Origin of the sequence: Polaromonas hydrogenivorans (genome assembly GCF_040105105.1) — a bacterium.
Lineage (GTDB): Bacteria > Pseudomonadota > Gammaproteobacteria > Burkholderiales > Burkholderiaceae_C > Polaromonas > Polaromonas hydrogenivorans.
Genome location: NZ_CP157675.1, coordinates 735,606 through 759,976, shown reverse-complemented (window position 1 = coordinate 759,976; position 24,371 = coordinate 735,606). Strand labels below are relative to the sequence as shown.

At 55.6% G+C, this 24,371-nt stretch carries 24 protein-coding genes and 1 pseudogene; 5 read left to right on the top strand and 20 right to left on the bottom strand.

From position 1 onward, the window contains the following. Nucleotides 1–7 precede the first annotated feature (7 nt). The 16 genes from ABLV49_RS03705 to ABLV49_RS03630 all read right to left on the bottom strand — a co-directional run bounded on the left by ABLV49_RS03705 (nt 8) and on the right by ABLV49_RS03630 (nt 15,779). Nucleotides 8–568 (bottom strand): sugar transferase, encoded by a 561-nt coding sequence (locus ABLV49_RS03705; protein WP_349280251.1) that lies wholly within the window; start codon nt 566–568, stop codon nt 8–10. Beyond that, entirely contained in the window at nt 565–1,509 is a 945-nt protein-coding gene (locus ABLV49_RS03700; protein ID WP_349280250.1) for a UDP-glucose 4-epimerase family protein, read from the bottom strand. Before ABLV49_RS03700 ends, ABLV49_RS03705 begins: the two co-directional genes overlap by 4 nt. Beyond that, nucleotides 1,506–2,759, bottom strand: a complete 1,254-nt coding sequence (locus tag ABLV49_RS03695; RefSeq protein WP_349280249.1) for a glycosyltransferase family 4 protein — start codon at nt 2,757–2,759, stop codon at nt 1,506–1,508. Before ABLV49_RS03695 ends, ABLV49_RS03700 begins: the two co-directional genes overlap by 4 nt. Nucleotides 2,760–2,770: 11 nt before the next feature. Next, nucleotides 2,771–3,919: a non-hydrolyzing UDP-N-acetylglucosamine 2-epimerase gene (wecB, locus tag ABLV49_RS03690; protein ID WP_349280248.1), complete on the bottom strand. Its 1,149-nt coding sequence runs from the start codon at nt 3,917–3,919 to the stop codon at nt 2,771–2,773. A gap of 70 nt (nt 3,920–3,989) precedes the next feature. Further along, nucleotides 3,990–5,117 carry a UDP-2-acetamido-2,6-beta-L-arabino-hexul-4-ose reductase gene (wbjC, locus tag ABLV49_RS03685; RefSeq protein WP_349280247.1) on the bottom strand — a complete coding sequence of 376 codons (1,128 nt, stop codon included), beginning with the start codon at nt 5,115–5,117 and terminating at the stop codon, nt 3,990–3,992. Between the two features lie 4 nt (nt 5,118–5,121). After that, nucleotides 5,122–6,165: a polysaccharide biosynthesis protein gene (locus ABLV49_RS03680; RefSeq protein ID WP_349280246.1), complete on the bottom strand. Its 1,044-nt coding sequence runs from the start codon at nt 6,163–6,165 to the stop codon at nt 5,122–5,124. A 27-nt stretch (nt 6,166–6,192) separates the two neighbouring features. Then, on the bottom strand, nt 6,193–7,239 hold the full coding sequence (locus ABLV49_RS03675) for a glycosyltransferase family 4 protein (RefSeq protein ID WP_349280245.1): 1,047 nt from the start codon (nt 7,237–7,239) through the stop codon (nt 6,193–6,195). Between the two features lie 131 nt (nt 7,240–7,370). Next, complete coding sequence (locus ABLV49_RS03670) at nt 7,371–8,681, bottom strand: hypothetical protein (protein ID WP_349280244.1); 1,311 nt, start codon at nt 8,679–8,681, stop codon at nt 7,371–7,373. A 120-nt stretch (nt 8,682–8,801) separates the two neighbouring features. After that, nucleotides 8,802–9,719, bottom strand: coding sequence for a glycosyltransferase (locus ABLV49_RS03665; protein WP_349280243.1), 918 nt, complete (start codon nt 9,717–9,719; stop codon nt 8,802–8,804). Nucleotides 9,720–9,913: 194 nt separating this feature from the next. Then, entirely contained in the window at nt 9,914–11,182 is a 1,269-nt protein-coding gene (locus ABLV49_RS03660) for a flippase (protein WP_349280242.1), read from the bottom strand. Nucleotides 11,183–11,191: 9 nt separating this feature from the next. Next, nucleotides 11,192–11,737, bottom strand: coding sequence for a dTDP-4-dehydrorhamnose 3,5-epimerase (gene rfbC, locus ABLV49_RS03655; protein ID WP_349280241.1), 546 nt, complete (start codon nt 11,735–11,737; stop codon nt 11,192–11,194). Beyond that, nucleotides 11,734–12,621, bottom strand: a complete 888-nt coding sequence (gene rfbA, locus ABLV49_RS03650; protein ID WP_349280240.1) for a glucose-1-phosphate thymidylyltransferase RfbA — start codon at nt 12,619–12,621, stop codon at nt 11,734–11,736. Before rfbA ends, rfbC begins: the two co-directional genes overlap by 4 nt. Nucleotides 12,622–12,646: 25 nt before the next feature. Next, entirely contained in the window at nt 12,647–13,537 is an 891-nt protein-coding gene (gene rfbD, locus ABLV49_RS03645) for a dTDP-4-dehydrorhamnose reductase (RefSeq protein WP_349280239.1), read from the bottom strand. Continuing rightward, complete coding sequence (gene rfbB / locus ABLV49_RS03640; protein ID WP_349280238.1) at nt 13,534–14,598, bottom strand: dTDP-glucose 4,6-dehydratase; 1,065 nt, start codon at nt 14,596–14,598, stop codon at nt 13,534–13,536. Before rfbB ends, rfbD begins: the two co-directional genes overlap by 4 nt. Before the next feature lie 93 nt (nt 14,599–14,691). Next, nucleotides 14,692–15,558, bottom strand: a complete 867-nt coding sequence (locus tag ABLV49_RS03635; RefSeq protein WP_349280237.1) for a hypothetical protein — start codon at nt 15,556–15,558, stop codon at nt 14,692–14,694. 89 nt (nt 15,559–15,647) lie between these two features. Then, nucleotides 15,648–15,779, bottom strand: coding sequence for a hypothetical protein (locus ABLV49_RS03630; RefSeq protein ID WP_349280236.1), 132 nt, complete (start codon nt 15,777–15,779; stop codon nt 15,648–15,650). A 174-nt stretch (nt 15,780–15,953) separates the two neighbouring features. Here ABLV49_RS03630 and ABLV49_RS03625 point away from each other — a divergent pair, with 174 nt between their 5' ends. Beyond that, nucleotides 15,954–16,295, top strand: a complete 342-nt coding sequence (locus ABLV49_RS03625; protein ID WP_349280235.1) for an H-NS histone family protein — start codon at nt 15,954–15,956, stop codon at nt 16,293–16,295. 47 nt (nt 16,296–16,342) lie between these two features. Here the strand turns inward: ABLV49_RS03625 and ABLV49_RS03620 are convergent. After that, nucleotides 16,343–16,567: pseudogene (locus tag ABLV49_RS03620) on the bottom strand (hypothetical protein); the annotation flags it as partial. A 715-nt stretch (nt 16,568–17,282) separates the two neighbouring features. On the opposite strand from ABLV49_RS03620, the gene ABLV49_RS03615 reads away from it, so the two are divergent. The 3 genes from ABLV49_RS03615 to ABLV49_RS03605 all read left to right on the top strand — a co-directional run bounded on the left by ABLV49_RS03615 (nt 17,283) and on the right by ABLV49_RS03605 (nt 19,553). Next, complete coding sequence (locus ABLV49_RS03615) at nt 17,283–17,867, top strand: phasin family protein (protein ID WP_349280233.1); 585 nt, start codon at nt 17,283–17,285, stop codon at nt 17,865–17,867. Nucleotides 17,868–18,051: 184 nt separating this feature from the next. Further along, on the top strand, nt 18,052–18,723 hold the full coding sequence (locus ABLV49_RS03610) for a TetR/AcrR family transcriptional regulator (RefSeq protein WP_349280232.1): 672 nt from the start codon (nt 18,052–18,054) through the stop codon (nt 18,721–18,723). Nucleotides 18,724–18,779: 56 nt separating this feature from the next. Further along, a complete protein-coding gene (locus ABLV49_RS03605; protein WP_349280231.1) occupies nt 18,780–19,553 on the top strand; it encodes a hypothetical protein in 774 nt (257 codons plus the stop codon). A gap of 96 nt (nt 19,554–19,649) precedes the next feature. Here the strand turns inward: ABLV49_RS03605 and ABLV49_RS03600 are convergent, their stop codons facing one another. The 3 genes from ABLV49_RS03600 to ABLV49_RS03590 form a co-directional block, all read right to left on the bottom strand. Continuing rightward, complete coding sequence (locus ABLV49_RS03600; protein ID WP_349280230.1) at nt 19,650–21,200, bottom strand: ArnT family glycosyltransferase; 1,551 nt, start codon at nt 21,198–21,200, stop codon at nt 19,650–19,652. A gap of 102 nt (nt 21,201–21,302) precedes the next feature. After that, nucleotides 21,303–22,262 carry a lysylphosphatidylglycerol synthase transmembrane domain-containing protein gene (locus ABLV49_RS03595; RefSeq protein ID WP_349280229.1) on the bottom strand — a complete coding sequence of 320 codons (960 nt, stop codon included), beginning with the start codon at nt 22,260–22,262 and terminating at the stop codon, nt 21,303–21,305. After that, nucleotides 22,259–23,122, bottom strand: a complete 864-nt coding sequence (locus ABLV49_RS03590; protein ID WP_349280228.1) for a decaprenyl-phosphate phosphoribosyltransferase — start codon at nt 23,120–23,122, stop codon at nt 22,259–22,261. The genes ABLV49_RS03595 and ABLV49_RS03590 overlap by 4 nt, the downstream gene beginning before the upstream one ends. Nucleotides 23,123–23,246: 124 nt before the next feature. Between ABLV49_RS03590 and ABLV49_RS03585 the strand changes: the two genes are divergently transcribed. After that, on the top strand, nt 23,247–24,371 hold the full coding sequence (locus tag ABLV49_RS03585; RefSeq protein ID WP_349280227.1) for an aminopeptidase: 1,125 nt from the start codon (nt 23,247–23,249) through the stop codon (nt 24,369–24,371).

Genomic DNA, 24,371 nt, shown 5'->3' with positions numbered 1-24,371 from the left:
CATGCCGTCAGTGGGCCACTCCATCGCGCCGAATCACCTTCACAAAGGTCAGCCACAAGATACGCAGGTCAAACCACAGCGACCGCCGTTGAAGATACTCCACATCCAGCCTGACCTTGTCAGGAATGGGTAACTCGTCGCGTCCATTGATCTGCGCCCAGCCTGTCAGTCCCGGCACGAGTTCATGCACGCCGAGGCGGGTTCGCAATTCAATCAGGTCATGCTGATTGAAAAGCGCGGGCCGAGGCCCCACAAAGCTCATGTCGCCCACGAGGATGCTCCACAGCTGGGGCAGCTCGTCCAGGCTGCTCTTGCGCAAGAAGCTGCCGATGGGCGTGAGGTGCGCCCTGGGGTTGGCCAGCAGGTGCGTGGCCACGGCGGGTGTGCCGACGCGCATGCTGCGGAACTTGGGCATTTTGAAAATTTTGTTGTGCCGCCCTACCCGGTCGGACCAGTACAGGGCCGGGCCTTTGGAGGTCAATCGCACCAATACCGCGACCAGCACTACCGGCACGGCCAGGATGAAGGCCGCCGCCAGGGCAAGCAGAAGGTCAAACATTCGCTTCATGGGGCTAAACCTTCTGCGGCTTTCTTCAATCCCTGGTCCAGGGTCAAGGGTGGTTTCCAGCCCAAAAGCTGGCGCGTTTTCTGAATATCCACCTGCAGCGAACCGCACAGGCGCTGGGCCATGTCCCGCTTGCCGACCAGCGCAGCCGCCTGTTCCAGCCAGCCAGCCGAAACAGGAACCAAGCGCGCCGGGCGATTCATGGCTTTTCCCATGCGGCGAAGCAGTTCCGTGGTGGAAACATCTTCGCCATCGGAGACCAGAAAAGTCTGGTTGGCCGCTGCCGGATGGGTCAGGCAGGTCACGATCAGATCAACCAGGTTATCCAGCGCCACCAGGCTGCGCTGGTTATGGATGGCGCCCAGCGGCAAGGGAACGCCGCGCCTGAGCCAGCGCATCATGGCGGCAAAATTGGCCCTGACGCCCGGTCCGTACACCAGCGGCGGGCGAATGATGACAAGCTCCATGCCGGTTTGAGCCGCAATTTCGCGCAGCCCCTGCTCGGCCTCCATCTTGGAAATGCCATAGGGATCGAGCGGCGCGGGAATATCATCCGCAGAAAAAGGTATTCCCAACTTCGTGACTTCGCCATTGACCTTAATTGAGCTAATGAAGACAAATCGGCGGACACCTGATGTTGACGCCTGTCGCGCCAGGTTCAACGTCCCCTGCACGTTGATCCGACGAAACTCAACCAAGGGATCCGCAGCTGTGTCATCCATTACATGCACGCGTGCCGCTACGTGAACAACGACTCCGATGCCTGCCAATGCTTGACTCCAATCAGCATCACTTGTCAAGTCGCCAACCAGCACCGTTTGGACCCCATCGGGCATGGCGACACCGTCACGACGAACGCAGGCGCGCATTTCAATTCCTTCGCGGGCCAGTCTGACGACTATCGCCGAGCCAACGAAACCCGTTGCCCCTGTCACCAAAATCATGACTTCCCTTGGGACATCGAAGGTGCAATAGCGTCAATTTTCAACTGCCTAATCCATTCCTCAAACCGGTCGATCAACGTGTCGCGATCAAATTCCCGGGCACTCACATCCAATCCATTTCTGCCCATAATTTCCCGCTCTTGACTACTCATTTCAGAAAGATTTAGCACGGCGGCTGCAAGCCCGGCATGGTCGCCAGCGGCACAGGTCAGACCCGAGCGAGAAATCTTTACGAGTTCAGCTCCCTCGCCGTTCAACATGGCAACGACAGGTATGCCGGCTGCCAGATACGACTGAAGCTTACCGGGAATCGTCATTGAAAAAATGGGCTCGTCCTTCAAGCTGACCAACAAGGCATTCGCATGCTTGAAAAACGACGGCATCCTCTCCACTGGATGCCGTCCCAGCATCAGAACGCAATCCTGCAGATTACGGCGCTTGATTTCATCGGTCACCCAGCGCGCCATTCGCCCATCGCCAACGATCAACCACCGGATGGGTGCGCGTGACTTCAAACTTTCTGCTGCCGCCAAAATCGCAGGAAAATCCTGAGCATCTCCAATGTTCCCGGCAAACATCACATTGAAGCTCCCAGGCTTCGATGGCACTTCGTCAGCCGGAACCACATGCTGCATGTCAAATACCGATTCGGCCCAACTGGGAAAGTACACCACACGACGGCTAATGCCTGCGTACTTCTGAATCTGCGGTATGAAACTTTGCGACTGCGCCAAAATCAAATCACAGCGCTTATAGATGAAAGCAACCAGTTTCCCAACGACCTGCAAAAGTGCATGCGATTTCACAACGCCAATAGCCTGCAATGTCTCTGGCCACAGATCGAGCACCCAAAACGCCAGAGGCGCTCGCTTGACCGCACGCATCACAGCAGCGGGAAGACCGACCGTGATAGGTGATGGCTCATACGCAAAGATCACATCAAAATGGCGTCCCCGCAGTTTCCATAGGCCTACGACCGAGGCACTGACCGCAAAAGTCAGGTAATTCAACATCAAGCGCACACCACCCTGTCCCCTTGGCATCAGGGGAACGCGAATAACTTCAGCACCCTTGTAATATGAGTAATAGGCAGGGTTCTCGCGAAATTGCTTGAAAACCTTGCCATTAGGGTAATTTGGAAGGCCGGTCAGTACGGTTACTTGGTGACCGCGCCGAACCAACTCAGCGACTAAATCATTGATCCTGAAGTTCTCAGGCCAAAAATACTGCGAAACGACGAGCAAACGCATGAATGGCTTGTTCAGTATTTTTTCCAGACCACGCGATTCACATAATCGGTATAGCTGTGAATAATGCGCAGCACTTTGTCCGAAACATTCGGCATGCTGTAGTCAGCAACTTGGCGGATTCCGTGCGGGTCCGTGCGATCATCGCCGCGTGGCTGCTTGGCCAGTATGGCCAGCCCCTGACGCACGCGTTCCACCTCCAGCCCCACCATCATTACGACAGCTTCTTCCATGCCCTCGGGGCGCTCGTGCGCCTCACGCAGGTTGAGCGCCGGGAAGTTCAGGATCGACGACTCTTCGTTGATGGTGCCACTATCTGAAAGCACTGCACGAGCCGAGAGTTGCAGCTTCACGTAGTCATGAAAACCGAGTGGCTTGAGCAACCGCACCTGCGGATGAAAGCTTGCGCCTGTGGCATCAATGCGCTTTTGCGTGCGCGGGTGGGTGGACACGATCACCGGCAAGCCGTGGTCTTCGGCCACGGCGTTCAGCACTGCCACCAGCTTGGCAAAGGTCTGGGGCGACTCGATATTTTCTTCACGATGGGCGCTGACCACAAAATACTCCCCGCCCTGCAGGCCTAGACGTTGCATCACATCCGACGCGTCGATGCGCGGACGATAGTGCGTCAGCACCTCAAACATTGGGCTGCCAGTCTTGATGACCAGATCCGGCGGCAACCCCTCGCGCAGCAGATAGTCGCGCGCAATGGTGCTGTAAGTCAGGTTCACGTCGGCCGTATGGTCCACGATGCGGCGGTTGGTTTCCTCGGGTACACGCTGGTCAAAGCAGCGGTTGCCCGCCTCCATGTGAAAAATCGGAATCTTGCGCCGCTTGGCCGGAATGACAGCGAGGCAACTGTTGGTGTCACCCAGCACCAGCATGGCCTCTGGCTCCACTTCGGCCAGCATCTGGTCCACCCCAATGATCAGGTTGCCAATGGTATGGGCTGCACCGCTGCTACCCGTTGCACTGTTCAAAAAATGGTCTGGCTTGCGAACATCCAGGTCATCGAAGAAAACCTGGTTCAGTTCGTAGTCGTAATTTTGTCCGGTATGCACCAGCACATGCTCGCAATGCTCATCGAGCCGAGCCAGCACACGCGAGAGTCGAATGATTTCGGGCCGGGTGCCGACCACGGTCATGACTTTGAGTTTTTTCATGAGTTCAAATAAGTAAAAAGCAAACCACACCTACTCGTCATTGCGAGCGTGGCGAGGCAATCCATCCCCCTCACAACGGGCAAGCAAAGGTATCAGGCCGAGCCCGATCAAACACCTCGTTGGCCCAGAGCATGACGATCATTTCCTCGGTGCCGATATTGGTAATGTCATGTGTCCAGCCGGGCACTGTTTCCACAATCTCGGGCTGGTCACCCGTAGTGACCAGTTGATGCGCTTGGCCGGTTTGCATGTGGCGGAACTTGAAGCGCGCTTGGCCCTTGATGACCAGAAACTTCTCGGTCTTGCTGTGGTGGTAGTGGCCACCCCGGGTAATGCCGGGGTGCGCAGTGAAGTAAGAAAACTGCCCCGCGTCAGGCGTCTTGAGCATTTCCACGAATACACCGCGTGGATCGGCATGCTGCGGCACGGCGTAGGTAAACAGTTCCACCGGCAGATAGCTCACGTAAGTGGCATACAGCGCCCGCACCAGCCCGGTGCCCACACGCTCGGTCATTAGCGTAGCTCGGCTATCCTTGAAAGCCTGAATCTGCCGCGCCAATTCGCCCACGGTAGCGGTGTACTGCGGCGCCACGGTAGCAAAACCGTCTGCATCCACGGCGGCATCGGCACCATCTATCAGTTGCACAAAGCGCTCAATCACATCGTCCACATACACCAACGTGACCGGTGCGGCCGGGTCATTGACCTGGATGGACAAACCACGCGCAATGTTGTGGCAAAAGGTGGCCACCGCCGAGTTGTAGTTGGGCTTGCACCATTTGCCGAACACATTGGGCAGCCTGAAAATATGCACCGGCACTTGGTGGCTCCGCGCGACGGCCAGCAAGGCGTCTTCGGCCCCACGCTTGCTCTGGCCATAGGGGTTGTCGCGCCCGGCCTGGGCGGACGAGGTGTAAACGATGGACACCGGCTTGCCTGTTGCCTCGGCCACCGCGCCGACCGCTTGGCACAGCGCCTGCGTCAAATCCACATTGCCCGACACAAACTCGTACGGGTCTTGCGGGCGGTTGACACCAGCCAGATGAAATACAAAGTCCACCCCTTGCAGCAGCACGGGCAACTGGGCCACATTATCGCCACGAGTAAAACACACCACCTGCACGTCCTTGCGCCCGGCCAGGTGCAACTGCAGGTTTTTTCCGACGAAGCCGTTGGCCCCAGTGATCAGCACCTTCATGGGCTTAGTCCTCGGCCAAAACGTGTTCACCGCGCGCAATGCGCTGCATGAAATCGAGCTTAAGCAGCAGCGTCTTCATGCCCTCCACATCCAGCCGGGTAGTGTTGTGTGAGTGGTATTCCTCACTATGGGAACTTTGCGTCAGGCGCTCCTCACCCTGCTCCACAAACTTGGCGTAATTCAAATCGCGGCCATCGGGCGGCACGCGGAAATAATCGCCACGGTCTTCGGCGCAGGCCATTTCTTCGCGACTCAGCAGCGCTTCATACAGCTTTTCGCCATGGCGCGTGCCAATGCTGCGCACCTCGTGATCGGGCTTGCCCATCAACGCCAGAATCGCCTGCGTCAACACTTCCACCGTGGCCGCCGGGGCCTTTTGCACAAAAATGTCTCCGTTGTTGCCGTGCTCAAACGCATACAGGACAAGTTCCACCGCATCGTCGAGCGTCATCATGAAGCGGGTCATGGCCGGGTCTGTCACTGTAATAGGCTTGCCTGCCAGCACCTGTTCCACAAACAAGGGGATAACGGAGCCGCGCGACGCCATCACGTTGCCGTAACGCGTGCCGCAAATCACAGTGCTGGTGCCTTCAAGGTTGCGGCTGGCGGCCACCATGACCTTTTCCATCATGGCCTTGCTGATTCCCATGGCATTGATGGGATACACCGCCTTGTCGGTGCTGAGGCAGACCACACGCTTTACTCCGGCGGCAATGGCCGCCTCCAAGACGTTCTCGGTGCCCAGCACATTGGTGCGCACAGCTTGCATGGGGTGGAATTCGCAGGATGGCACCTGTTTGAGCGCCGCAGCGTGAAACACGTAGTCCACACCCCGCATGGCCGAGGCCACGCTGCGACTGTCGCGCACATCACCGATATAGAACTTGAGCTTTGGATGGTTATAGCGCTTGCGCATGTCATCCTGCTTTTTTTCATCGCGGCTGAAAATGCGAATTTCCGAAATGTCGGCATCGAGGAAACGCTTTAAAACGGCATTGCCAAAAGAGCCAGTGCCACCAGTGATAAGAAGGATTTTTTCGTTGAACAAGGTAATCCTTTAAAAAGGCAAAAATAATTAAATTGGAGAGCTATCTATTGCAGCGGACTGCATTATTCTGAAATAATCTTCAGCCCTCTGTCTTGCGTTTGAAAATTTAATTACGTGATTACGCGCGGCAGCGAGTTTTTCAATATTCTGGGGATCCTGATTATTTATGTAGGAAGCGATCAACTTAGCGGCATCGCTAGGATCCTCTGGATCAAAATACAAAGCAAAATCATCGCATACATCTCGAACAAAACCACGATCAGATGCGAACAATGGTTTCTCCATAGCCATCGCCTCTAAGGGAGTTGCGGAAAAACACTCCAAAAAACTAGGAAAAATTACCGCATCCATTTTTTGATAAAAACTAGGGCACTGTGCTACATCGAGTACACCCACATTAATCACATTAGCTCGAAAAAAATCAGATTTGGCACTCCATTCAGCAGGAGCAAATGTAACAAAGAAATCTACATCAATTCCATGGACATTAATTAAATTAAATTTAATCTTAGCCAAAATATTGGTATTTTTGTGTGAATAATCGCGCCCTACAAAACCAATAGAAAACTTCCTCTTAATAATACTACGAATCAAGGGCATCCATTGCTCATGTCGAAGATAAACAGAACCCAAGCAGTTACTCACGACATCAATTTTGTCAGCAGCAAAAATACCACGCGAAACCAGTTCATTTTTCACATGATCCAGTTCCACCACCAATTTATCTACCCGCTTGAAGAAAAATGATTGAATAAAAAATTTCAGTCGTGTTTTCAATTTTCCATAAAAAGACATGGAACGGTATATTTCATTTTCTGGGTAAATAATCCAAGGCTGCGCAAACCCAACAATATTTACTGCCTGCAATGACCACAAGTACAGCGGACCAAACACAGTAAACACAACGTCGTAGTCACGCACCTTCTTGCTCAACCCCGACCAAAGAGCGGATAAACCATAGGTATTAAAAACCTCATAGCTCCCAAATTTTAAACAATCAGTATCAATATTTTGCAAATTAGCATCTACTTCAGTTGAAGCTATTACAGATATGCCAACAGCAATGTCAGTCATGCGCGAAAGCTCATCAATCAGTGAGACTGCAACTTGTACTCCACCACCCGTATGGAGGTTGGACGAATTTACAAGAAACCTATATCTTTTCATAGCAGAACACAAAATTGAAATATAAAAATAATTCGAAATTATTGTTCATCTTTAAATATCAACAAACTATTCCTGCCAACTACAGAAAAAGTCAAAATTAAAACTTGATAAGCCGTTAAAGTATAGTGATAAAAAAAACCCGAAAACAATATCCCGCACAATGAAGAATAAATAATCAATTCAGTAAATCCGAAATGTATTCGCTTTCGATAAAACATTATCGATGAAATTAAAACAAACAAATAAAACAGCAACCCCAGAAAACCAGTATCAAACAAATAAGATATGTAGGTACTTTCTGGATCATAAGGACGATGCTCTTCATCCAGATTCACATTTATATCAGGATTATCAACATAAGGATGCGAAGCAGTACCAAAACCGGATCCGGTCAAGGTTTTAAAGCCATTAAAATAAATGGCATCTGGTAAATATGCATGATAAACGTATCTTGGGCCTTGGTCGCTATTGCTAACGTAATTTTCAGTTGTGCGCTCATAAAAACCCTTAGCATTTTTAAAAACACTTTCACGCACAAAATCATTTGTCAGCAATCCCACAACTACCACAAAAATGGCAAGCATAGTAATCCCTATACTTTTCAATTTAATTTGATGTAACTCAAACTTCCCAAGACTTATCATTGTGGCTAACATACTTGTCATCGCCGCTGTTGTGCTTCCACTAAAAACAAGCGAAGACAATGACAATGCAATTAAATATAAATTTCGTCGAAACAAAGCATAGACAAAAATAATTGGAATTATTACTCCAAGATGCGCAGGATCAATATTAAATCCAGAGGCTCTGATAATTCCATCGGCTACCACGGTCATGTAACGCCTATCGTCCGGCAATGTTTTAACGTACTCCAAAAACAAGGCATCATTAAGCGTGTCATTAAATGTATAGTAATATAACCCCTCCACCACAGACCATATCAAGTTTGCAATACATCCATAAAAGAATCCCTTGAAAAATGCTGCTAATGCATAGCTTCCATCATGCCACTTCATCACATATAAAAGCAACGTCAGATACAAAAATATTTTTGGGATATAACTCATTATTTGATTCAACCAAAGCGAATCAAAACCAAAGTATATAACTCCCGCAATGGATGCAATCAATGCTAAAATATACCAACCGATGAACGCCAATGAGATGCTATTTATATTAATGTTTTTCTTAGCATCAAATGCAAACCACAAGGCCAAAATATAAAGTAACGCAAATAGTATTGAAAATACCGATACAAGTCTTCCCGCTACATCTATAGTTATGATAGGGGCGGTAACAAAAACTCCAGTCAAAAAATATATTATGACAACAACAATGTTGTTTTTCATTTTTGCCTTCAAAAAAAATTCTCACTATTTTTTGATATTACCAAAAGCACATTACCACAACTCAAGCAACGATAATATTTTTTTCTTAATCTTCCTTCAAAACCATCAACCTATTAAAACTCAACTATCCTCATCAATCTTCTTCAAGTATTCGGCCAGCACTTTGATATTTAGCTCAATATCATTCACGACGTCAAAGCCAAATATTTTATAAATAAAAAGTTTTAACCGATTAAGCCGCATTTCACGCAAAAAAATATTTCTTGGGCTTATTGAGTATTTGTTATTAAAATATATCGCCGAATCAAGTCTTCTACGCAATGCCAATTCTCCTCCTGAGCCAGTTCCTCCTTCAAGATGAATAATTTTTTTATCTTTAAAGTACGCGGTGTATCTATCAATGGCGTGCAAGCGATTTGTCAAATCGGGTTCCTCGTAATACATAAATATATTTTCATCAAATAAGCCGCATTTAAAAAAATCCGTCCTCCGGACAAACATATTAGCGCCCGCGACATACATATATTTGTCCAGGTAGAAATCCAATTTATTACAAATCTTCATAAAAAATGATCTCAAGATGCTCGCTCCACTCACCAAATAAAATGACGAATTTCGAGAGAGATTTCTACTCACCATTTTTACTCCAAACATTCCCAAATCTTTGTTTGAATCAAATTTCTTTATTGCGAAATTAAAAATTGGCTCAATTAAGATTGTATCTGGATTTAAAAATAACAAATATTTTCCCTTTGCCTGCATCGCGCCTAAATTATTTCCTGCACCAAATCCATTGTTTACGTTTTTGATTCCGATAACAGAGTCAAACATATTCATTACAGCATCATATACATGATGTTCCGGACTATTGTCAACCAATATAATCTCAAGCTTTTTTCCGATATCATTGAATTGATATATTGAATTTATACATTCAAGCACCATCTCAACTTTTTTGTAGCCAACAATTACTACTGAAAAAACGATCTCATCAACATCACTCTTTAAATTCACTATTGAATCAGTATTCAAACCCATCATAATGATCTGCTCTGGTTTATTTTTTGTTAAAAATTTTTTAAAACTAAATTTATTTCAAGAATACTTTCTTGAACAGTAGTTCATATTTACAAAGATGCTTTTCATCATTTTGAATTTGCAATTCAAAAGAGTTACAACCCACATTACTCCTCATTTCAATTTTTTATAAAATTAAATCAATCACTATTAATTTAAAGCTTTTTCTTTTTCGCATAAATCAACAAGATAATCAAATCAACTGCAACTCTTACATTCCAAGCAATTGCGGCTCCCATCAACCCGAAAAATTTTAAGCAAAAAAACAAAGCTGGAATGTAGATCACCAGCTCAAATATATGTAGCCAAGCCGTCGTACGCGCATCACCTGTAGCCTGGATTGCCGCAAATGGCAATGACGCCAATCCATTCAACAATATACCAACTGCCATGACGCTAACAATTGGCCATGATATTTCGGAAAAATCATTGCCAAGCCAAAGGGTCATAGCCCATTTAGATGTCACAGCAATCAGGACACAAATGGGGAGTAACGCCACAGTAATAATCTTTAAGGATTTTCGATATAAGCGCTTCGCTTCGGGCCAGTCTGTGGTCATGACTGCTGCCAGTCTGGGGAACAGAACTGAAGTCAATGCGCCAGGTACCACTAGAACGCGGATCAGCACCTCGAACGGCACTGTATAGTAGGCGACCATGCTGGCACCCAACACTGCGGAGATAACGAATCTGTCTGCAGAAACCATCAGCGGGCTGACAATGTTGGACACAGTCATCCATAAGCCAAACGAAAGCAAGCTACGTACGGTTTCCTTATTGAACCTAGCTGATGTCCAGCCGCCAGGTAATTTACGGTATACCAGCCATCCGTGTGCAAACAATACTACGGTCCGTGCGGCAATCAGACTCGCGACCATCCAAGGCAATGAATTGCCGATAAACATAACACTGAGAGCAGGCAGGCCAAAATTGGCTGCTCCGAGACCGATACGTAATAGGTTCACAATCTTGAAGTCTTCGTAAGCTTCAAGAATTCCACGCAGGCCAGTTGTCACGGTAGTCAGTGGAATGCCTATGGCTGCAATAATCAACGCCTTCTGAGTGCTGGGTTGTAATAGTATGCTCACTTTAAGCCAATGGATGGCGAGCTGGTCAGCCAATGCACCGAGAATGAGACCGCCAATTATGCCGGTGGCAGTTGTGAACCACAGCCCCGTCTTAACCAAATTGGGCAATTGGGTGTGCTGTTGCGCTGAGAGCGCCGCAGCAACTTGCTGGGTAAGTGCACGCCCCAAACCGAAGTCAAAAAGGCTGAAATAGCCTATTAGCGCCCAAACGAGGGTAAGAATTCCAAAAGCTTCAACACCTATATTTTTCAGTAAATAAGGAATCGTTACCGCACCGAGCAGGAGTGGTAACCCTGTTCCCGCAAGATTCCAGATGGTATTACGCTTGAGTGACACAAGGCAATCTCAGGCCTGGTTCAGGCTTTTGCCCTGAATATCTTTGACTGATAGTTGAGGCGCATCAATTCCATAGTGCGCCAATCGCCAATCGATAGCGATACTGGAGTCGTTCCACAGCAAACTGCGCTCATGCTGCGGCGCGTAGTAATCGGTCGTCTTGTACAGGAAATCAGCCGATTCGCTGGTCACCACAAATCCATGCGCAAAGCCCGGCGGCACCCAGAGCTGGCGGTGGTTGTCTTCGCTCAGCTCCACGCCCACCCATTGGCCAAACGTCGGCGAACTTTTCCGGATATCCACCGCCACATCGAAGACCGCCCCGCGCGCCACCCGCACCAGCTTGCCCTGCGCTTGCTGGACCTGGTAATGCAGGCCGCGCATGACGCCCTTGACGCTGCGGCTGTGGTTGTCCTGCACAAACTGGTGATCGGTCCCGGTCGCGTCGTTAAACGCCTTCTGGTTAAAGCTTTCATAAAAGAAACCGCGCGCATCGCCAAATACCTTCGGCTCGATGATCAGGACTTCGGGAATGGATGTTGGCGTGACCTTCACGGCTGGACTCCTTCAGCCAGCAGGCGCAGCAGATACTGGCCATAACCGTTCTTCGCGAGCGGCTGGGCGAGTTGTTCAAGTTGCTCGGAAGTAATCCACTTCTGCCGCCATGAGATTTCCTCAAGACAGGCCACCTTCAGGCCTTGGCGATGCTCCAGCGTGGCGATGAAGGAGCCCGCTTCGAGCAGGCTTTCATGCGTGCCGGTGTCCAGCCAGGCGTAACCGCGCTTCATGATCTGCACCCTCAAGCTGCCTTGTCCCAGGTAGAACTGGTTGACCGTGGTGATCTCCAGCTCGCCCCGGGCGCTGGGCTGGATGGACTTGGCAATATCGACCACCTGGTTGTCGTAGAAATACAGGCCAGTGACGGCATAGCTGCTTTTGGGCTGGAGCGGCTTTTCCTCGATACTGCTGGCTTTACCGGCGGCATCAAAAGACACGACGCCATAGCGCTCGGGATCGCGAACATGGTAGGCAAACACCGTGGCACCTTGCGCCTGGGCGTCCGCGCCGGTCATCAGTTGCGAAAAATCATGGCCATGAAAGATGTTGTCGCCCAGCACCAGGGCGCTGGGCGCATTGCCGATGAAGTCTTCGCCAATCAAAAAAGCCTGCGCCAGGCCGTCGGGGCTGGGCTGCACGGCGTATTGCAAATTCATGCCCCACTGGCTGCCGTCGCCCAGCAGCTGGGTAAAGCGCGGCGTGTCCTGCGGGGTGCTGATGACCAGCACGTCGCGGATGCCGGCCAGCATCAAGGTGCTCAGCGGGTAGTAGATCATGGGCTTGTCGTACACCGGCAGCAGTTGCTTGCTGATGGCCAGCGTTGCCGGGTGCAGCCGGGTGCCGGACCCGCCGGCGAGGATGATGCCTTTGCGTTGAGTCATGGATTCAATCTCGATCTCTGATTTTTTAAAGAATTTCAGCCAGCATGCGATCCACGCCCTGCTGCCAGGGCGGCAGCTTCAAGCCGAACGTGGTTTGCAGCCGGGTGCAGTCCAGGCGCGAGTTGTGCGGGCGCCGGGCCGGCGTGGGAAAAGCACTGGTCGGAACGGCGGCTACGTCATTTGCTACTATTTTAATAGCTGTTTGCGCCCGTGCTGCTTGCGCAATCACATGTTTTGCATACCCATTCCAGGTCGTTTCGCCGCTCGCCGCCAGATGGTAGAGCCCGGCGTCCTGCGGGCGCTGTAGAGCCTGGCGAATGGCGTGCGCCGTCACATCGGCCAGCAGTTCGGCGCCGGTCGGCGCACCCCACTGGTCGTCAATCACCGTGAGGCGCTCGCGCTCCTGCGCCAGGCGCAGCATGGTCTTGGCAAAGTTGCCGCCGCGCGCGGCATAGACCCAGCTGGTGCGCAGAATCAGGTAGCGCTGGCAGTGTTCGGCAATGAGCTGCTCGCCTTCTAATTTGGTCATGCCATAGACGCTCAGCGGCGCGGGCGTGTCGCACTCCATCCATGGCCGGCTGCCGCTGCCGTCAAACACGTAGTCGGTCGAGTAATGCACCAGCCAGGCGCCGAGCTTGCTGGCTTCTTGCGCCAGCACGCCGGGCGCCAGGGCGTTGACGGTGCGGGCCAGTTCGGGCTCGCTTTCGGCCCGGTCCACGGCCGTGTGGGCAGCGGCATTGACGATGACATCGGGGCGCACGGTTTGCACCGTCCGGGCCAGGCCGGGCAGATTCGTCAGGTCGCCGCACAAGTCCACGCTGTGGCGGTCCAGCGCGATCACTTCGCCCAGCGGCGCCAGGCTGCGCTGCAGTTCCCAGCCGATCTGGCCGTTTTTGCCGAGAAGCAGGATTTTCATGCGTCGGCATACTGGGTCTGCACCCAGTCGCGGTAGGCGCCGCTTTGCACATGGGCCACCCACTCGGGGTTGTCCAGATACCACTGCACGGTCTTGCGGATGCCGGTTTCGAATGTTTCCGCTGGCCGCCAGCTAAGCTCGCGCTCGATCTTGCTGGCGTCGATGGCGTAGCGCCGGTCATGGCCGGGGCGGTCCTTGACGGTGGTGATCTGCGCGGCATAGCTGGCGCCGTCCGCCCTGGGACGCAGTTCGTCGAGCAAGGCGCAGACCGTGCGGACAATCTCGATGTTGGTTTTTTCGTTCCAGCCGCCGACGTTGTACACCTCGCCCAATGCGCCGGCTTCGAGCACGCGGCGGATGGCGCTGCAGTGGTCCTTGACATACAGCCAGTCGCGCACCTGCAGGCCGTCGCCATAGACGGGCAAGGCCTTGCCGGCCAGGGCGTTGACGATCATCAGGGGAATGAGCTTTTCGGGGAAATGGCAGGGGCCGTAGTTGTTCGAGCAGTTGGTGGTCAGCACCGGCAGGCCGTAGGTGTGGTGGTAGGCGCGCACCAGGTGGTCGCTGGCGGCCTTGCTGGCCGAGTACGGGCTGTTGGGCTCGTAGCGGCGGGTTTCCGTGAAGGCGGGCTCGTCCTTGCCCAGGGAGCCATACACCTCGTCGGTGGACACATGCAGGAAGCGAAACGCCGCTTTGGCCTCTTCCGGCAAGCCGCCCCAGTAGGCGCGCACGGCCTCCAGCAGGCGGAAGGTGCCGACGATATTGGTCTGGATGAAGTCCTCGGGGCTGTGGATGGAGCGGTCCACATGGCTTTCGGCAGCAAAATTGAGCACCGCGCGCGGCTGGTGAAGCACCAGCAGGCGACTGACCAGTTCGCTGTCGCCGATATCGCCCTGGACAAAAACGTGCCGCGCATCGCCCTGCAAAGAAGCGAGGGTTTCGAGGTTGCCCGCGTAGGTCAGCTTGTCCAGGTTGATCACCGGCTCGCTTGATTGCGCCAGCCAGTCAAGAACGAAGTTGGCGCCGATGAAACCGGCTGCGCCGGTGATGAGAATGGTCATAAAGTTATCGACTTGTGGGTAGGAGGCCGTTTGCCGGAGTTATTGCCATGGGCATCAAGCCTTGGGAATTACCGCTGTACTGTCATTACAGTCTTATTTCAACCCCAGGGCTTTGCTGATGCGCGTCAACTTCGCAGAATTCGTCTGGTTTACCGGTGTGTTGCGAAAGGCTTGCCGCATAAAAATAAACAACAGCAGCGCCAGCCCTGTCGCCAGCGTGGCGCCGATGGCAATCAAGCCTTTTTTGGGCTGGCTTGCGTTCTGGGGCAGTGTGGGCGACTGGACCAGCTGTGCTTCGCTCACGCCTTCCAACTGGATTTCAAGCAAGCTGATCTGACTTTGAGCCGCACCCGTTGCGTTCAGCAACTCGGCATAGCCACGCGCCAGTTCAGTGCCGCTATTGGCACCGCCAGCGCCGTTTGATTCCAGGCGTTTAAGCACACCGACAGAAGCATCCTGGGCATTTTTGAGCCGCGCCTGCGCTTCGGCCAACTGTGTTTCAAGGCGCGCCCGCGCACTGCCTTTGGGGCGGCTTTCCTGATAGGTTTGCTTGATGACAGCACTGGCAATGGCTTGCGCCTGCTGTGGCGTACGGCTAGATACGGTCAGCGTCAGCAGCTTGTCGTTGCGGCCCACGGCGGTCTTGATCTGCTCCCGCAGCTTCAGGCGGGCGTTTTCAAGCGCATCGTCCTTGGCCAGGCCCATGGCAGCAATGACCGGATCCAGTACGGCGGTGGTAAGCATCAGGCTGGCGGTAGGCTGCTCCGCCTGAAGCACGGCCACGCTCTGGAAGGTTGGGGGCAGTTCAAAACTGATCCCCAGTGCGCACAGCCCTGCCACCAGTGACCCGATGAGCAATAGCTTGAGATTTTCTGCCAAGGTAACCAGGACGTCCAATAGACCAGTCTCCTGCGTGCTGACGACACGGTTTTGTGTTTCTTGCATTTTTCCTACATTCAAACTTCAAGCGGGCAATTGTACGTTGCCGCTTGATCTTTAAATAAGCAAGCATTTATTACTCATGTTACATGGCGAAGGCTGAAGCAAGCCTATCCGCGGAAATTTTTTCTTTCAGCAACTGGCGACATGCCCGGCACAAAAGAAAAGCCGGCCACCAGTTGCGGCATATAACCTGCCTGCAAGCTGGCCGGCTCATCACGGATTGCAGACAACAAACTCATTGATTTATTTTTTTAAACCAACTCACACGGGAATACCCAAGAAAACCGAAGACAATTGCCGGTCGCCAGACTCAACGGGACAAGCAATATCAGTTTTATTCAATAACCCACCCGGCACAAGCTTGATTGAGATCATCAATCAATTACAATTTGAATTTTCCAGGAAAATACTTCATGACCAAATCGAACGAACTACAGCAGCAAATCGACGACTACGAAGCCAAACTAAACGAGCTGCGCAAACAGCAGGATGCAGAACGCAAGGGTGAACGCACGCAAGCCATTAGCGCAGCCAAGGAGTTAATCAAGACTTATGACTTGACGGCTTCAGATCTGGGATTTTCAGGCAAGGGCACCGCCAAAAAAGTCACGAGCGACAAACGCAATGTGGTCGCTCCCAAATACCAGGATCCTGCCAGCGGAAAAACATGGACAGGTCGCGGAAAGTCTCCCGCATGGTTAAGCGCCCAATTGGCCGCAGGCCGCGACAAGCAAGAGTTTCTGATCCAGCACTAAAGAACGCCCATTGCAGTGGGGCTAGCTGCAATGCCTGCTGGCCTGGTTTAAAAATGAATCCCGCGCATCATCTGCTGCATTGCCTGCGCTTCGGGCGAGAGCCTGGCCCTTTCACCTTTTTCGCCCGCCTCACCCTTGGCGGCGGATGAATCCGAAAAACTGCTATTCATGGCAATGCGCGGCATGAAGCACTTCCCCAGCAATACAGGCAGCAGACCCATGGTGACGCGCAGGCAGCCAAAATAATTGAACTGCATGGTGCGCTCATAATCGTCAACTACCCCGGCTTAAAGGCCGGAGCTTGGAGTCGAAAGACAAAGAGTTAGTTTGAAGCAGGGAAAGCGGTAACCAACCCGCTACGTTAGTAATGGGTCGTCAAGACGCACCAGCAAATGCTTCCTCAGTTTGCTGCTCTGCAAGGCTTTAATCATACAGACCAAAGGTAAAGGGTCGAAGGTTTTAGTCGCTGCCCTCAAAAGCAGGAGCCGGTTACTGACATTCCCGAGGGGACATACACCGCAAGGTGTGGGTCACAAGGTCTTTACGGACAGAGCCTCACGGCCCAGCCAGGTGGAAAGCCTGCACCTTACAACGGACTAAAAGAAAGACAAGCGTGATTCAGGTAAGTCCAAGGGCAGCGACTGCTGCGCAGTCGGCGCTCTACCTCCCCGGCATGAAGGCCGGGGTTTCACGCGCATTCTGATGAAAAAGCGGTCGTAGTTGGCCTCGACGGCGCGGCGAATCGAGCGCCCGGTATTGCTGATCGGAAAATCAACGCCGCCATGGTCGGCAATACAGGCCGAATAAGCGATAAAACGCTACTCCCTCGCTTCGGCTTGCCTGCAGGCCCCGTCCATCTTGCCGGTGGCGCCTGCCCGGCAGGTCTAGAAGACTGCCCCTAAACACCAGCCAGCCAGGCGCTTACATTCCTGCTGTGTGCGGCGCATTGACCGTACCCTTTTTTCCACCCCGAATCAGGAGCTTTCCATGGTCAAGAAACTGCAAAAAATGAGCGACGATAAAAAAGCCGCACCGCAACTCGCCAGCGCGGTCAAGGACTCGGCCCAGCAAATCTGGCTCGCCGGCCTGGGTGCTTTTTCAAAGGCGCAGGAAGAAGGCAGCAAGGTCTTTGACACGCTGGTCAAGGAAGGCCTGTCCATCCAGCGCAAGACCCAGGCGGCCGCCGAAGAAAAAATCACCGAAGCCACCAGCAAAATGAGCGGCATGGCCAGCGACATCCAGTCCAAGGCGGGCAACCGCTGGGACAAGCTGGAAAATATTTTCGAGGAGCGCGTGGCCAAGGCACTGGGCAAACTCGGCGTGCCTTCGGCCCGCGATGTCAGCGCACTGGCAGAGCGCGTTGACCAGCTCGACAAGCACATCCAGACCCTGAACGGCAGTGCCGCAGCCGCCCGCGCGCGCGCCAGGCCGGCCGCCAAAACAGCCGTCAAGACCAGGACGCCGCAAGCCGCCCCGCCTGCCGCCAAAAAAGCTGCAAGACCCGCCGTCAAGCGCACGGCCAAAAAGGTTGCAAGCCCGGCCACCGACACGGCGCAGGGCGCTGCGCAATAGCTCGCTGCAGACCGCGCAAAGCGGCCTGCTACGCGGTATTTTAAAAAGGGACAGCACGTCCCTTTTTTGTCGCCCGTGCTCCCAAAACCTTCAGCCGTTGTGCGCCCGACTATTGAAGATTTCCCTGCTTCCGTCCGCCCGGGCGCTGGGGTAGAGTCAAGGAACACAACCAGCGAGACAAACTATGGCGAAAAAAGCGCCGCGCCGCACCGCGGAACGCATTCTGGAGGTCACTCTGGAACTGTTCAACCGATTTGGCGAGCCCAATGTCTCCACCACGCTGATTTCCGCGGAACTCGGCATCAGCCCGGGCAATCTCTACTACCACTACCCCGCCAAGGACGAGTTGATCAACTCGCTGTTTGACCGCTATGAGCAGGCCTTGAACGAGCTGCTCAATGCCAGCGACGGCGTGCGCAATGTCGAAGATGCCTGGTTTTTCATGCACACGCTGTTTGAACTGATCTGGCAGTACCGCTTTTTGTACCGCGACCTGAACGATCTGCTGAGCAAGAACCGCCGGCTCGAAACCCATTTCCAGTGGGTGCTCAAGAACAAGGCCCGCGCCGTCAGGGCATTGCTCGACGGCATGGGCCGGGCCGGCGCCATGACGATGGACTCGCGCGAAGTCGAGGCGACGGCCACCAGCATGGTGGTGCTGCTGACCTACTGGCTGAGCTTTGAATATGTGCGCAATCCGCGCCATGCGCTGGAGCCGGCCCATGCGCAGTCCGCGCTGCTGCGCGGCGCGCACCATGTGCTGAGCCTGCTGGCGCCCTATCTGGAGCCGGGCGAGCGCAGCCATCTGCAGAGCCTGGCCGCCGCCTACAGCAGCCCGGCAAGCCTGCCCGACTGAGCCGGACCCGGTTCACGGAGGACAATAGCGGAAAAAATTATCAAGGAGACAAGTAGATGGCCGAATGGAACCCTTTTCCCCACCCCGGCGCGTATGCATTTGATGCCGCCAGCCTGAAGAAAAACTGGGCGCGCCTGCACCGGGGGGACTGCGAACCGTGCCCCAGGGACGCGGCGGTGCTGCGGGCCTGGGTGCTGTTTCACAACGGCGAGTTCCAGAAAGCGGCCGAAGCCGGCCTGAATGCCGGCGGCGCGGGCATCACGGTGGCCAACAAGGCCACCTGTATTTATGCCAATTACCTGGAAAGCAGGGAAAAATCCAAACTCGACCTGTTTCTGCAGGCTGCTGAACGGGCCGGGGCGCAACAGGCGGCCGACCCGAAAAATGCCAATGCGTGGTACTGGCAGGCCTATGCCCTCGGCCGCTACAGCCAGGGCATCAGCGTGGCCAAAGCCCTGGCGCAGGGCCTGGGCAGCAAGGTCAAGACAGCGCTGGAGCAGACCATCGAACTGTCGCCCCAGCATGCCGATGCGCACATTGCGCTGGCCGCCTTTCATGCCGAGGTAATCGACAAGGTGGGCTCGCTGATCGGCAGCATGACCTATGGCGCAAAAAAAGACACCGGCCTGGCGCTGTTCAGGGAAGCGCTGGCGCTCAACCCCGGCTCGGCGATTGCCATGACCGAATATGCCAACGGCATGGTCATGCTCGAAGGCGACAAGCGGATGAAGGAAGCCACCCGGCTTTACGAACAGGCGGCGGCGTCCGAGCCCATGGATGCGACGGAACGGCTGGACGTGGAGATGGCCCGGGTGGAACTGCAGGACTGAAATGCCAGCCCGGCAAGCAGGAACACTCTCTTTTTAATAGCTGTCAATGCACGCCCTGCTTGCGCAAAAGGCATTCTTTATCACTATTTTCAGAGATTACCGGGGGCAGCGCACCTGCCCGCAGTAGCGTTCGCAGAACGGGCAGCCGGTCATCGGCAGCCAGGCCGGTATGTTGTAGAACTGCTTGAACGCCACGCCCAGCACGCCCGCGCGGTAAGCCGGGTAGTTGAAGCCCGCGCCTTCCACCACGTAGAACGGCACCCCATCCTGCATGAAATCGAGCACGGTGACGCGGTCAAAGTAAGGCTTGAATGCTTCCAGCTCGGGCTTGTCGGGTGTGATGATGCGCACGGTCTTGCCCTGGTACAGCGAAAAGTCCACCAGCATGTCGTCCTGCCGCGCATGGAACTTGCCGACGCCGAACACCGGCATGTACTGGCGACGCTCGAAACCGTAGATCGACGCGGCCGTGTAGGAGTCGGCCATCAGCACCGCGTTAGGCGCGGTGGCCTGGCGCAGGATGTCGGCGGTCTTGATGCTACGAACGATTTGCGGATAAATCTTGGCGCTGCGCCAGGTGTCCAGCGTCGTCATGTACAGCCCGGCGACCACCAGTACATGCAGGCCGGCAAACACGGCCAGTCCCTTGGCGCAGGCCTTGAGCCGGTCGGCCGGCAGGGCAAACGCCAGATAGGCAAAACCGAAAGGGTAAAACGACAGCACCCAGTGCAGCCCAATCACCTTTTTGGCCGACAGCAACATGAAAAACAGCAGCGGAACGACCACCAGGCAGACCAGCAGGCGGTGGGTTCTGGCGCTGTCCACCAGCGCCTGGCGGTGCTTCACGGCCAGCCAGAGCGCCACCGGCGTGATGAGGTAAGCCATCATGCCGACATACAGCACCGGCTTGCGCCATTCAAAGTTCGCATCCTGATTGCGGTTGTACACGTTGAACATGATGTTCGACCAGCCGTGCGACAGGTTGTAGGCGATGTTGATGGCCGGGCCGGGCAAGGCGCAGGCCACCAGCAGGGCCAGGCCCGCCAGCCGCTCGCGCCGGTACAGCAGGAAATACACGAGGTAGGTCAGTCCCAGCACCACCGAGAAATATTTCGACAGGAAGGCACAGCCCAGGAACACGCCCGACAAGGCATACAGCCCATAAGCCGCACGGTCAAATTGCGCGCGCTGCTCGGCCCGCATCAGCGCGGCCACCGACAGCACCGACCAGAAAATCAGCGGCGTGTCGGTGGTGATGATGACGTAGAGCCAGTTCAGCGGCGCGAGCCAGAAAAACAGCACCGCCCAGGCCGCGCGCACCCGGTCCAGTGGCCCCAGCGCCCACCACAGCGCCGCGCCCAGGCTAAGAGGCAGCAGCACCGCCGGCAGGCGAATCGCCAGCGTGCTGTCGCCTAACGTGGCGCGCGTCAAGGCAATCAGCCAGCCCACCATCGGCGGATGGTCGGAGTAGCCCCAGTCCGGATACACGCCCCACCAGTAGAAAAAAGCCTCGTCGCCCGAGATCGGAAAGCTCAGTGCAATCCACAGGCGCAGCAGCAGCGAAGCCAGCCCGGCGCCCAGCAGCCAGCGGCTCAGCGCGGCGGAAGATGCTTGCGGGGAAAAAGCGGAAACGGGGTTCTGGGACATGGAGAAACAAGCAGGTGAACCGGCAGGCCGGCGGCAAAAACCGTCAGGCCAACGGTGGCGCGCAGCAACGCAGGAAAAAGGAAAAAATAAAACGAAAAGCGGCTAGCGAAAGCTGATTTCCCGGGCGATGGCCGCACTATAAAGCAAGGCCAGCACGCCAATCGCCACGGCCAGCCACAGCGTCAGCAGCCGGATCATCACGGTCATGCCCAAAGCGTCACCGGCGCCAGCGCCCTGCAGCACCAGCAATCCGGTCAGCAGCGCTTCGGTGCCGCCCAGGCCCGCCGGCAAGGCCGACAGGGCGCCGCCCACCATGGCCACGGCGTAAAAGCCGGTGGCCGTCGGCAGTCCCAGCGCCAGGCCCATGTCGCGGCAGATCAGCCAGACCGCCACGCCCTGCGCGGCCCAGGCGGCCAGGCTCAGGCTGAACCAGACCAGCGGCCGCACGCTCAGGCAGGCCCAGGCACCCTGCAGCCAGCCAAAACGCCCGAGCAGGGCATGCCGAAACCTGAGCAGCGCACCCGCCGCCAGCAGCGCCGCCAGGGCGCCGGCCAGCAGCAGGCCCGTCAGCCAGTCCGGCGCCCGTTGAAGCACGCCCTGCTCCCAGGCCCAAACGGCGGCAGGCAGGCACAGCAGCAGCAGGCACAGCAGGTCGGCCAGCCGCTCGGCGCCAAAAATCGCCAGGCTTTGCCGGGCGCCCAAAGGCCGGTGCGCCAGCATCAGGCCCCGGGCCGCCTCGCCGACATTGCCGGGCGTGGGCGTGAACGCATAGCCTGCCAGGTACAGGCGAAGCCCCTGCAGCAGGCCAAAATGCCGTCCGTGGTGCGCCATCCACAAGCGCCAGCGCAGGCCGCGCAGGCCGTAGTTCAGCAGGCACAGCAAAGCCGCCTGCAAACCCGTCAATGACCACAGGCGGGCGATGGACGTGCGCGGGCTGTCGCCCCAGACCAGCAGCGCCGCCGCATACAGTGTGGCCACCGCGCCCAGCACCAGCAGCAGCTGCTTGACGGGCAGCTTGACGGGTGGCGCGCCCGTTTTGCGTCCGCCGCTGTCCGGCTTCAAAACCGGTGGCTCAGGAAGATGGCCAGCCACAGCACGCCGGCCCCCAGCAGCCAGGCATCGCGCAGCAGGTCGCGCGCCACGTCTTCGCCCCGGCCGCGATGCACCTGGTAGGTGTAGCGCAGCAGCGCAAAAATGACGACCGGCACGGTGTAGAGCAGGCGCTCGCTGTGCTGCAGCTGCGCCTCCGGGCTGGTGGCAAACAGGCTGTAGGTGGTCAGCGTGGCCGTCATGGTGGTGGCGATGAAGGTGTCGAGCAGCGCCGTCGGGTAGTGCGCCATGACCGCCCTCTGGCTGGCTTCGTCCTGGAAGCTTTCGGCCTTGCGCTTGCAAAAGCCGAGGTACAGCGTCATGAAAATGCCGGTCAGCAGCAGCCAGCGCGAGGGCGGAATCCCGACCGCCACCGTGCCGGCCAGCAGCCTGAGCATGAAGCCTGCGGCAATGATGGACACATCGACCACCGGCACCTGCTTGAGCCACCATGAATACGCCATGTTCAGCACCACATACAGCGCCAGCAGCAGCAGCAGCGTGCGGTTGCCCGCTGCCAGGAAAATGCCCGCCGCCAGCAGCGCGGCCGCCAGCAGCAGCGCCGAAGCAGCCGTGACCGCGCCGCTGGCCAGCGGCCTGTTGCGCTTGACCGGATGCAGCGCATCGCTGGCGCGGTCATGCCAGTCGTTCAGGATGTACACCAGGCCGGAGGCGCAGCAAAATGCGGCAAAGGCCTGCAGCACCCGCAGGTCGAGCACGGCGTTTTCCCAGCTCTGGCTGAACACCAGGCCGGCAAACACAAACACGTTTTTAACCCACTGGTGCGGCCTCGTGAGGCGAACCAGCGCGAGCAGGCTTGAAGAAGAAGACATCAATGAAAAAGCAAGAGCATGCAGCCTGAATCGGCTTTCAAGCATAACTGACTGGATTGAGGCCGAGGTTTTTCGCGCAAGACGGATAAAGTGAAGTGCAGGCCCTGTAAAAGGAGCGTAAACGATGGCATCGAGACGATTGAGGCGCGTGCTGGCCGCAGGCCTGGCGGTGGCCGGTCTGGCCGGCTGCGCCGACCTGGGCTACTACTGGCAGTCGGTCAACGGCCACCTGACGGTGATGAACGCAGCCCGCCCGGTCAAGGACTGGCTGGACGATGCGCGCACCCCGGCGCCGCTGAAAATCCGGCTGGCCCTGGCGCAGCGCATCCGCCGCTTTGCCGTCACCGAACTGCAGCTGCCCGACAACCCGAGCTACCACCGCTATGCCGAGCTGCAGCGCAGCGCCGTGGTCTGGAACGTGGTGGCCGCGCCCGAGTTCTCGCTGACGCTGAAGACCTGGTGTTTTGCGCTGGCCGGCTGCGTCGGCTACCGGGGCTATTTCAGTGAACCCGACGCCCGGGCCGAGGCCGCGCAACTCGCCGCCCGGGGCTTTGAAACCAGCGTTCATGGGGTGCCGGCCTATTCCACGCTGGGCTGGATGAACTGGGCCGGCGGCGATCCGCTGCTGAGCACCTTCATCCGCTACCCCGAGGGCGAACTGGCGCGGCTGCTGTTTCACGAACTCGCGCACCAGGTGGCTTATGCGCGGGACGACACGGTGTTCAACGAGTCCTTCGCGACGGCCGTCGAGCGGCTGGGCGTGCAGCGCTGGCTGGATGCGCGGACTCGCCAGAGCAGCGATGAAGCGCGCCAGGCCTATGCGGTGTTTGACGCACGGCGCCAGCAGTTCCGGGCGCTGGCGCAGGCCACACGCCGGGAATTGACCGCCATTTATGAACCAAACAAGGCCTTAGCGCACGACCCACGGGTGCAAGCAGCTCTTAAAAAGATAGCAATGCAGAATTTTCGGGACCGCTATGCGCAGCTCAAGGCGTCATGGGACGGTTATGCCGGCTACGACCCGTGGGTGGCGCGCGCCAACAATGCGTCGTTTGGCGCGCAGGCGGCCTATGACGAACTGGTGCCCGGTTTTGAAGCCCTGTTCGAGCGCGAAGGACGTGACTGGCCACGGTTTTACGGCGCCGTCAAACGGCTGGCCGGCATGCCCAAGAGCGAGCGGCATGCCCTCCTGGAGATCAATCACGGGCCGGCAATTGCCGGGATGGCGGCGGCCTGCGCCGGGCAGTAA

What these genes read in the sequence shown, in the direction of transcription:
- ABLV49_RS03705 (WP_349280251.1), bottom strand. Translation starts at nt 568, where the DNA reads ATGAAGCGAATGTTTGACCTTCTGCTTGCCCTGGCGGCGGCCTTCATC.
- ABLV49_RS03700 (WP_349280250.1), bottom strand. Translation starts at nt 1,509, where the DNA reads ATGATTTTGGTGACAGGGGCAACGGGTTTCGTTGGCTCGGCGATAGTC.
- ABLV49_RS03695 (WP_349280249.1), bottom strand. Translation starts at nt 2,759, where the DNA reads ATGCGTTTGCTCGTCGTTTCGCAGTATTTTTGGCCTGAGAACTTCAGG.
- wecB (WP_349280248.1), bottom strand. Translation starts at nt 3,919, where the DNA reads ATGAAAAAACTCAAAGTCATGACCGTGGTCGGCACCCGGCCCGAAATC.
- wbjC (WP_349280247.1), bottom strand. Translation starts at nt 5,117, where the DNA reads ATGAAGGTGCTGATCACTGGGGCCAACGGCTTCGTCGGAAAAAACCTG.
- ABLV49_RS03675 (WP_349280245.1), bottom strand. Translation starts at nt 7,239, where the DNA reads ATGACTGACATTGCTGTTGGCATATCTGTAATAGCTTCAACTGAAGTA.
- ABLV49_RS03670 (WP_349280244.1), bottom strand. Translation starts at nt 8,681, where the DNA reads ATGAAAAACAACATTGTTGTTGTCATAATATATTTTTTGACTGGAGTT.
- ABLV49_RS03665 (WP_349280243.1), bottom strand. Translation starts at nt 9,719, where the DNA reads ATGGGTTTGAATACTGATTCAATAGTGAATTTAAAGAGTGATGTTGAT.
- rfbA (WP_349280240.1), bottom strand. Translation starts at nt 12,621, where the DNA reads ATGACTCAACGCAAAGGCATCATCCTCGCCGGCGGGTCCGGCACCCGG.
- rfbD (WP_349280239.1), bottom strand. Translation starts at nt 13,537, where the DNA reads ATGAAAATCCTGCTTCTCGGCAAAAACGGCCAGATCGGCTGGGAACTG.
- rfbB (WP_349280238.1), bottom strand. Translation starts at nt 14,598, where the DNA reads ATGACCATTCTCATCACCGGCGCAGCCGGTTTCATCGGCGCCAACTTC.
- ABLV49_RS03630 (WP_349280236.1), bottom strand. Translation starts at nt 15,779, where the DNA reads ATGAGTTTGTTGTCTGCAATCCGTGATGAGCCGGCCAGCTTGCAGGCA.
- ABLV49_RS03625 (WP_349280235.1), top strand. Translation starts at nt 15,954, where the DNA reads ATGACCAAATCGAACGAACTACAGCAGCAAATCGACGACTACGAAGCC.
- ABLV49_RS03615 (WP_349280233.1), top strand. Translation starts at nt 17,283, where the DNA reads ATGGTCAAGAAACTGCAAAAAATGAGCGACGATAAAAAAGCCGCACCG.
- ABLV49_RS03610 (WP_349280232.1), top strand. Translation starts at nt 18,052, where the DNA reads ATGGCGAAAAAAGCGCCGCGCCGCACCGCGGAACGCATTCTGGAGGTC.
- ABLV49_RS03605 (WP_349280231.1), top strand. Translation starts at nt 18,780, where the DNA reads ATGGCCGAATGGAACCCTTTTCCCCACCCCGGCGCGTATGCATTTGAT.
- ABLV49_RS03600 (WP_349280230.1), bottom strand. Translation starts at nt 21,200, where the DNA reads ATGTCCCAGAACCCCGTTTCCGCTTTTTCCCCGCAAGCATCTTCCGCC.
- ABLV49_RS03590 (WP_349280228.1), bottom strand. Translation starts at nt 23,122, where the DNA reads ATGTCTTCTTCTTCAAGCCTGCTCGCGCTGGTTCGCCTCACGAGGCCG.
- ABLV49_RS03585 (WP_349280227.1), top strand. Translation starts at nt 23,247, where the DNA reads ATGGCATCGAGACGATTGAGGCGCGTGCTGGCCGCAGGCCTGGCGGTG.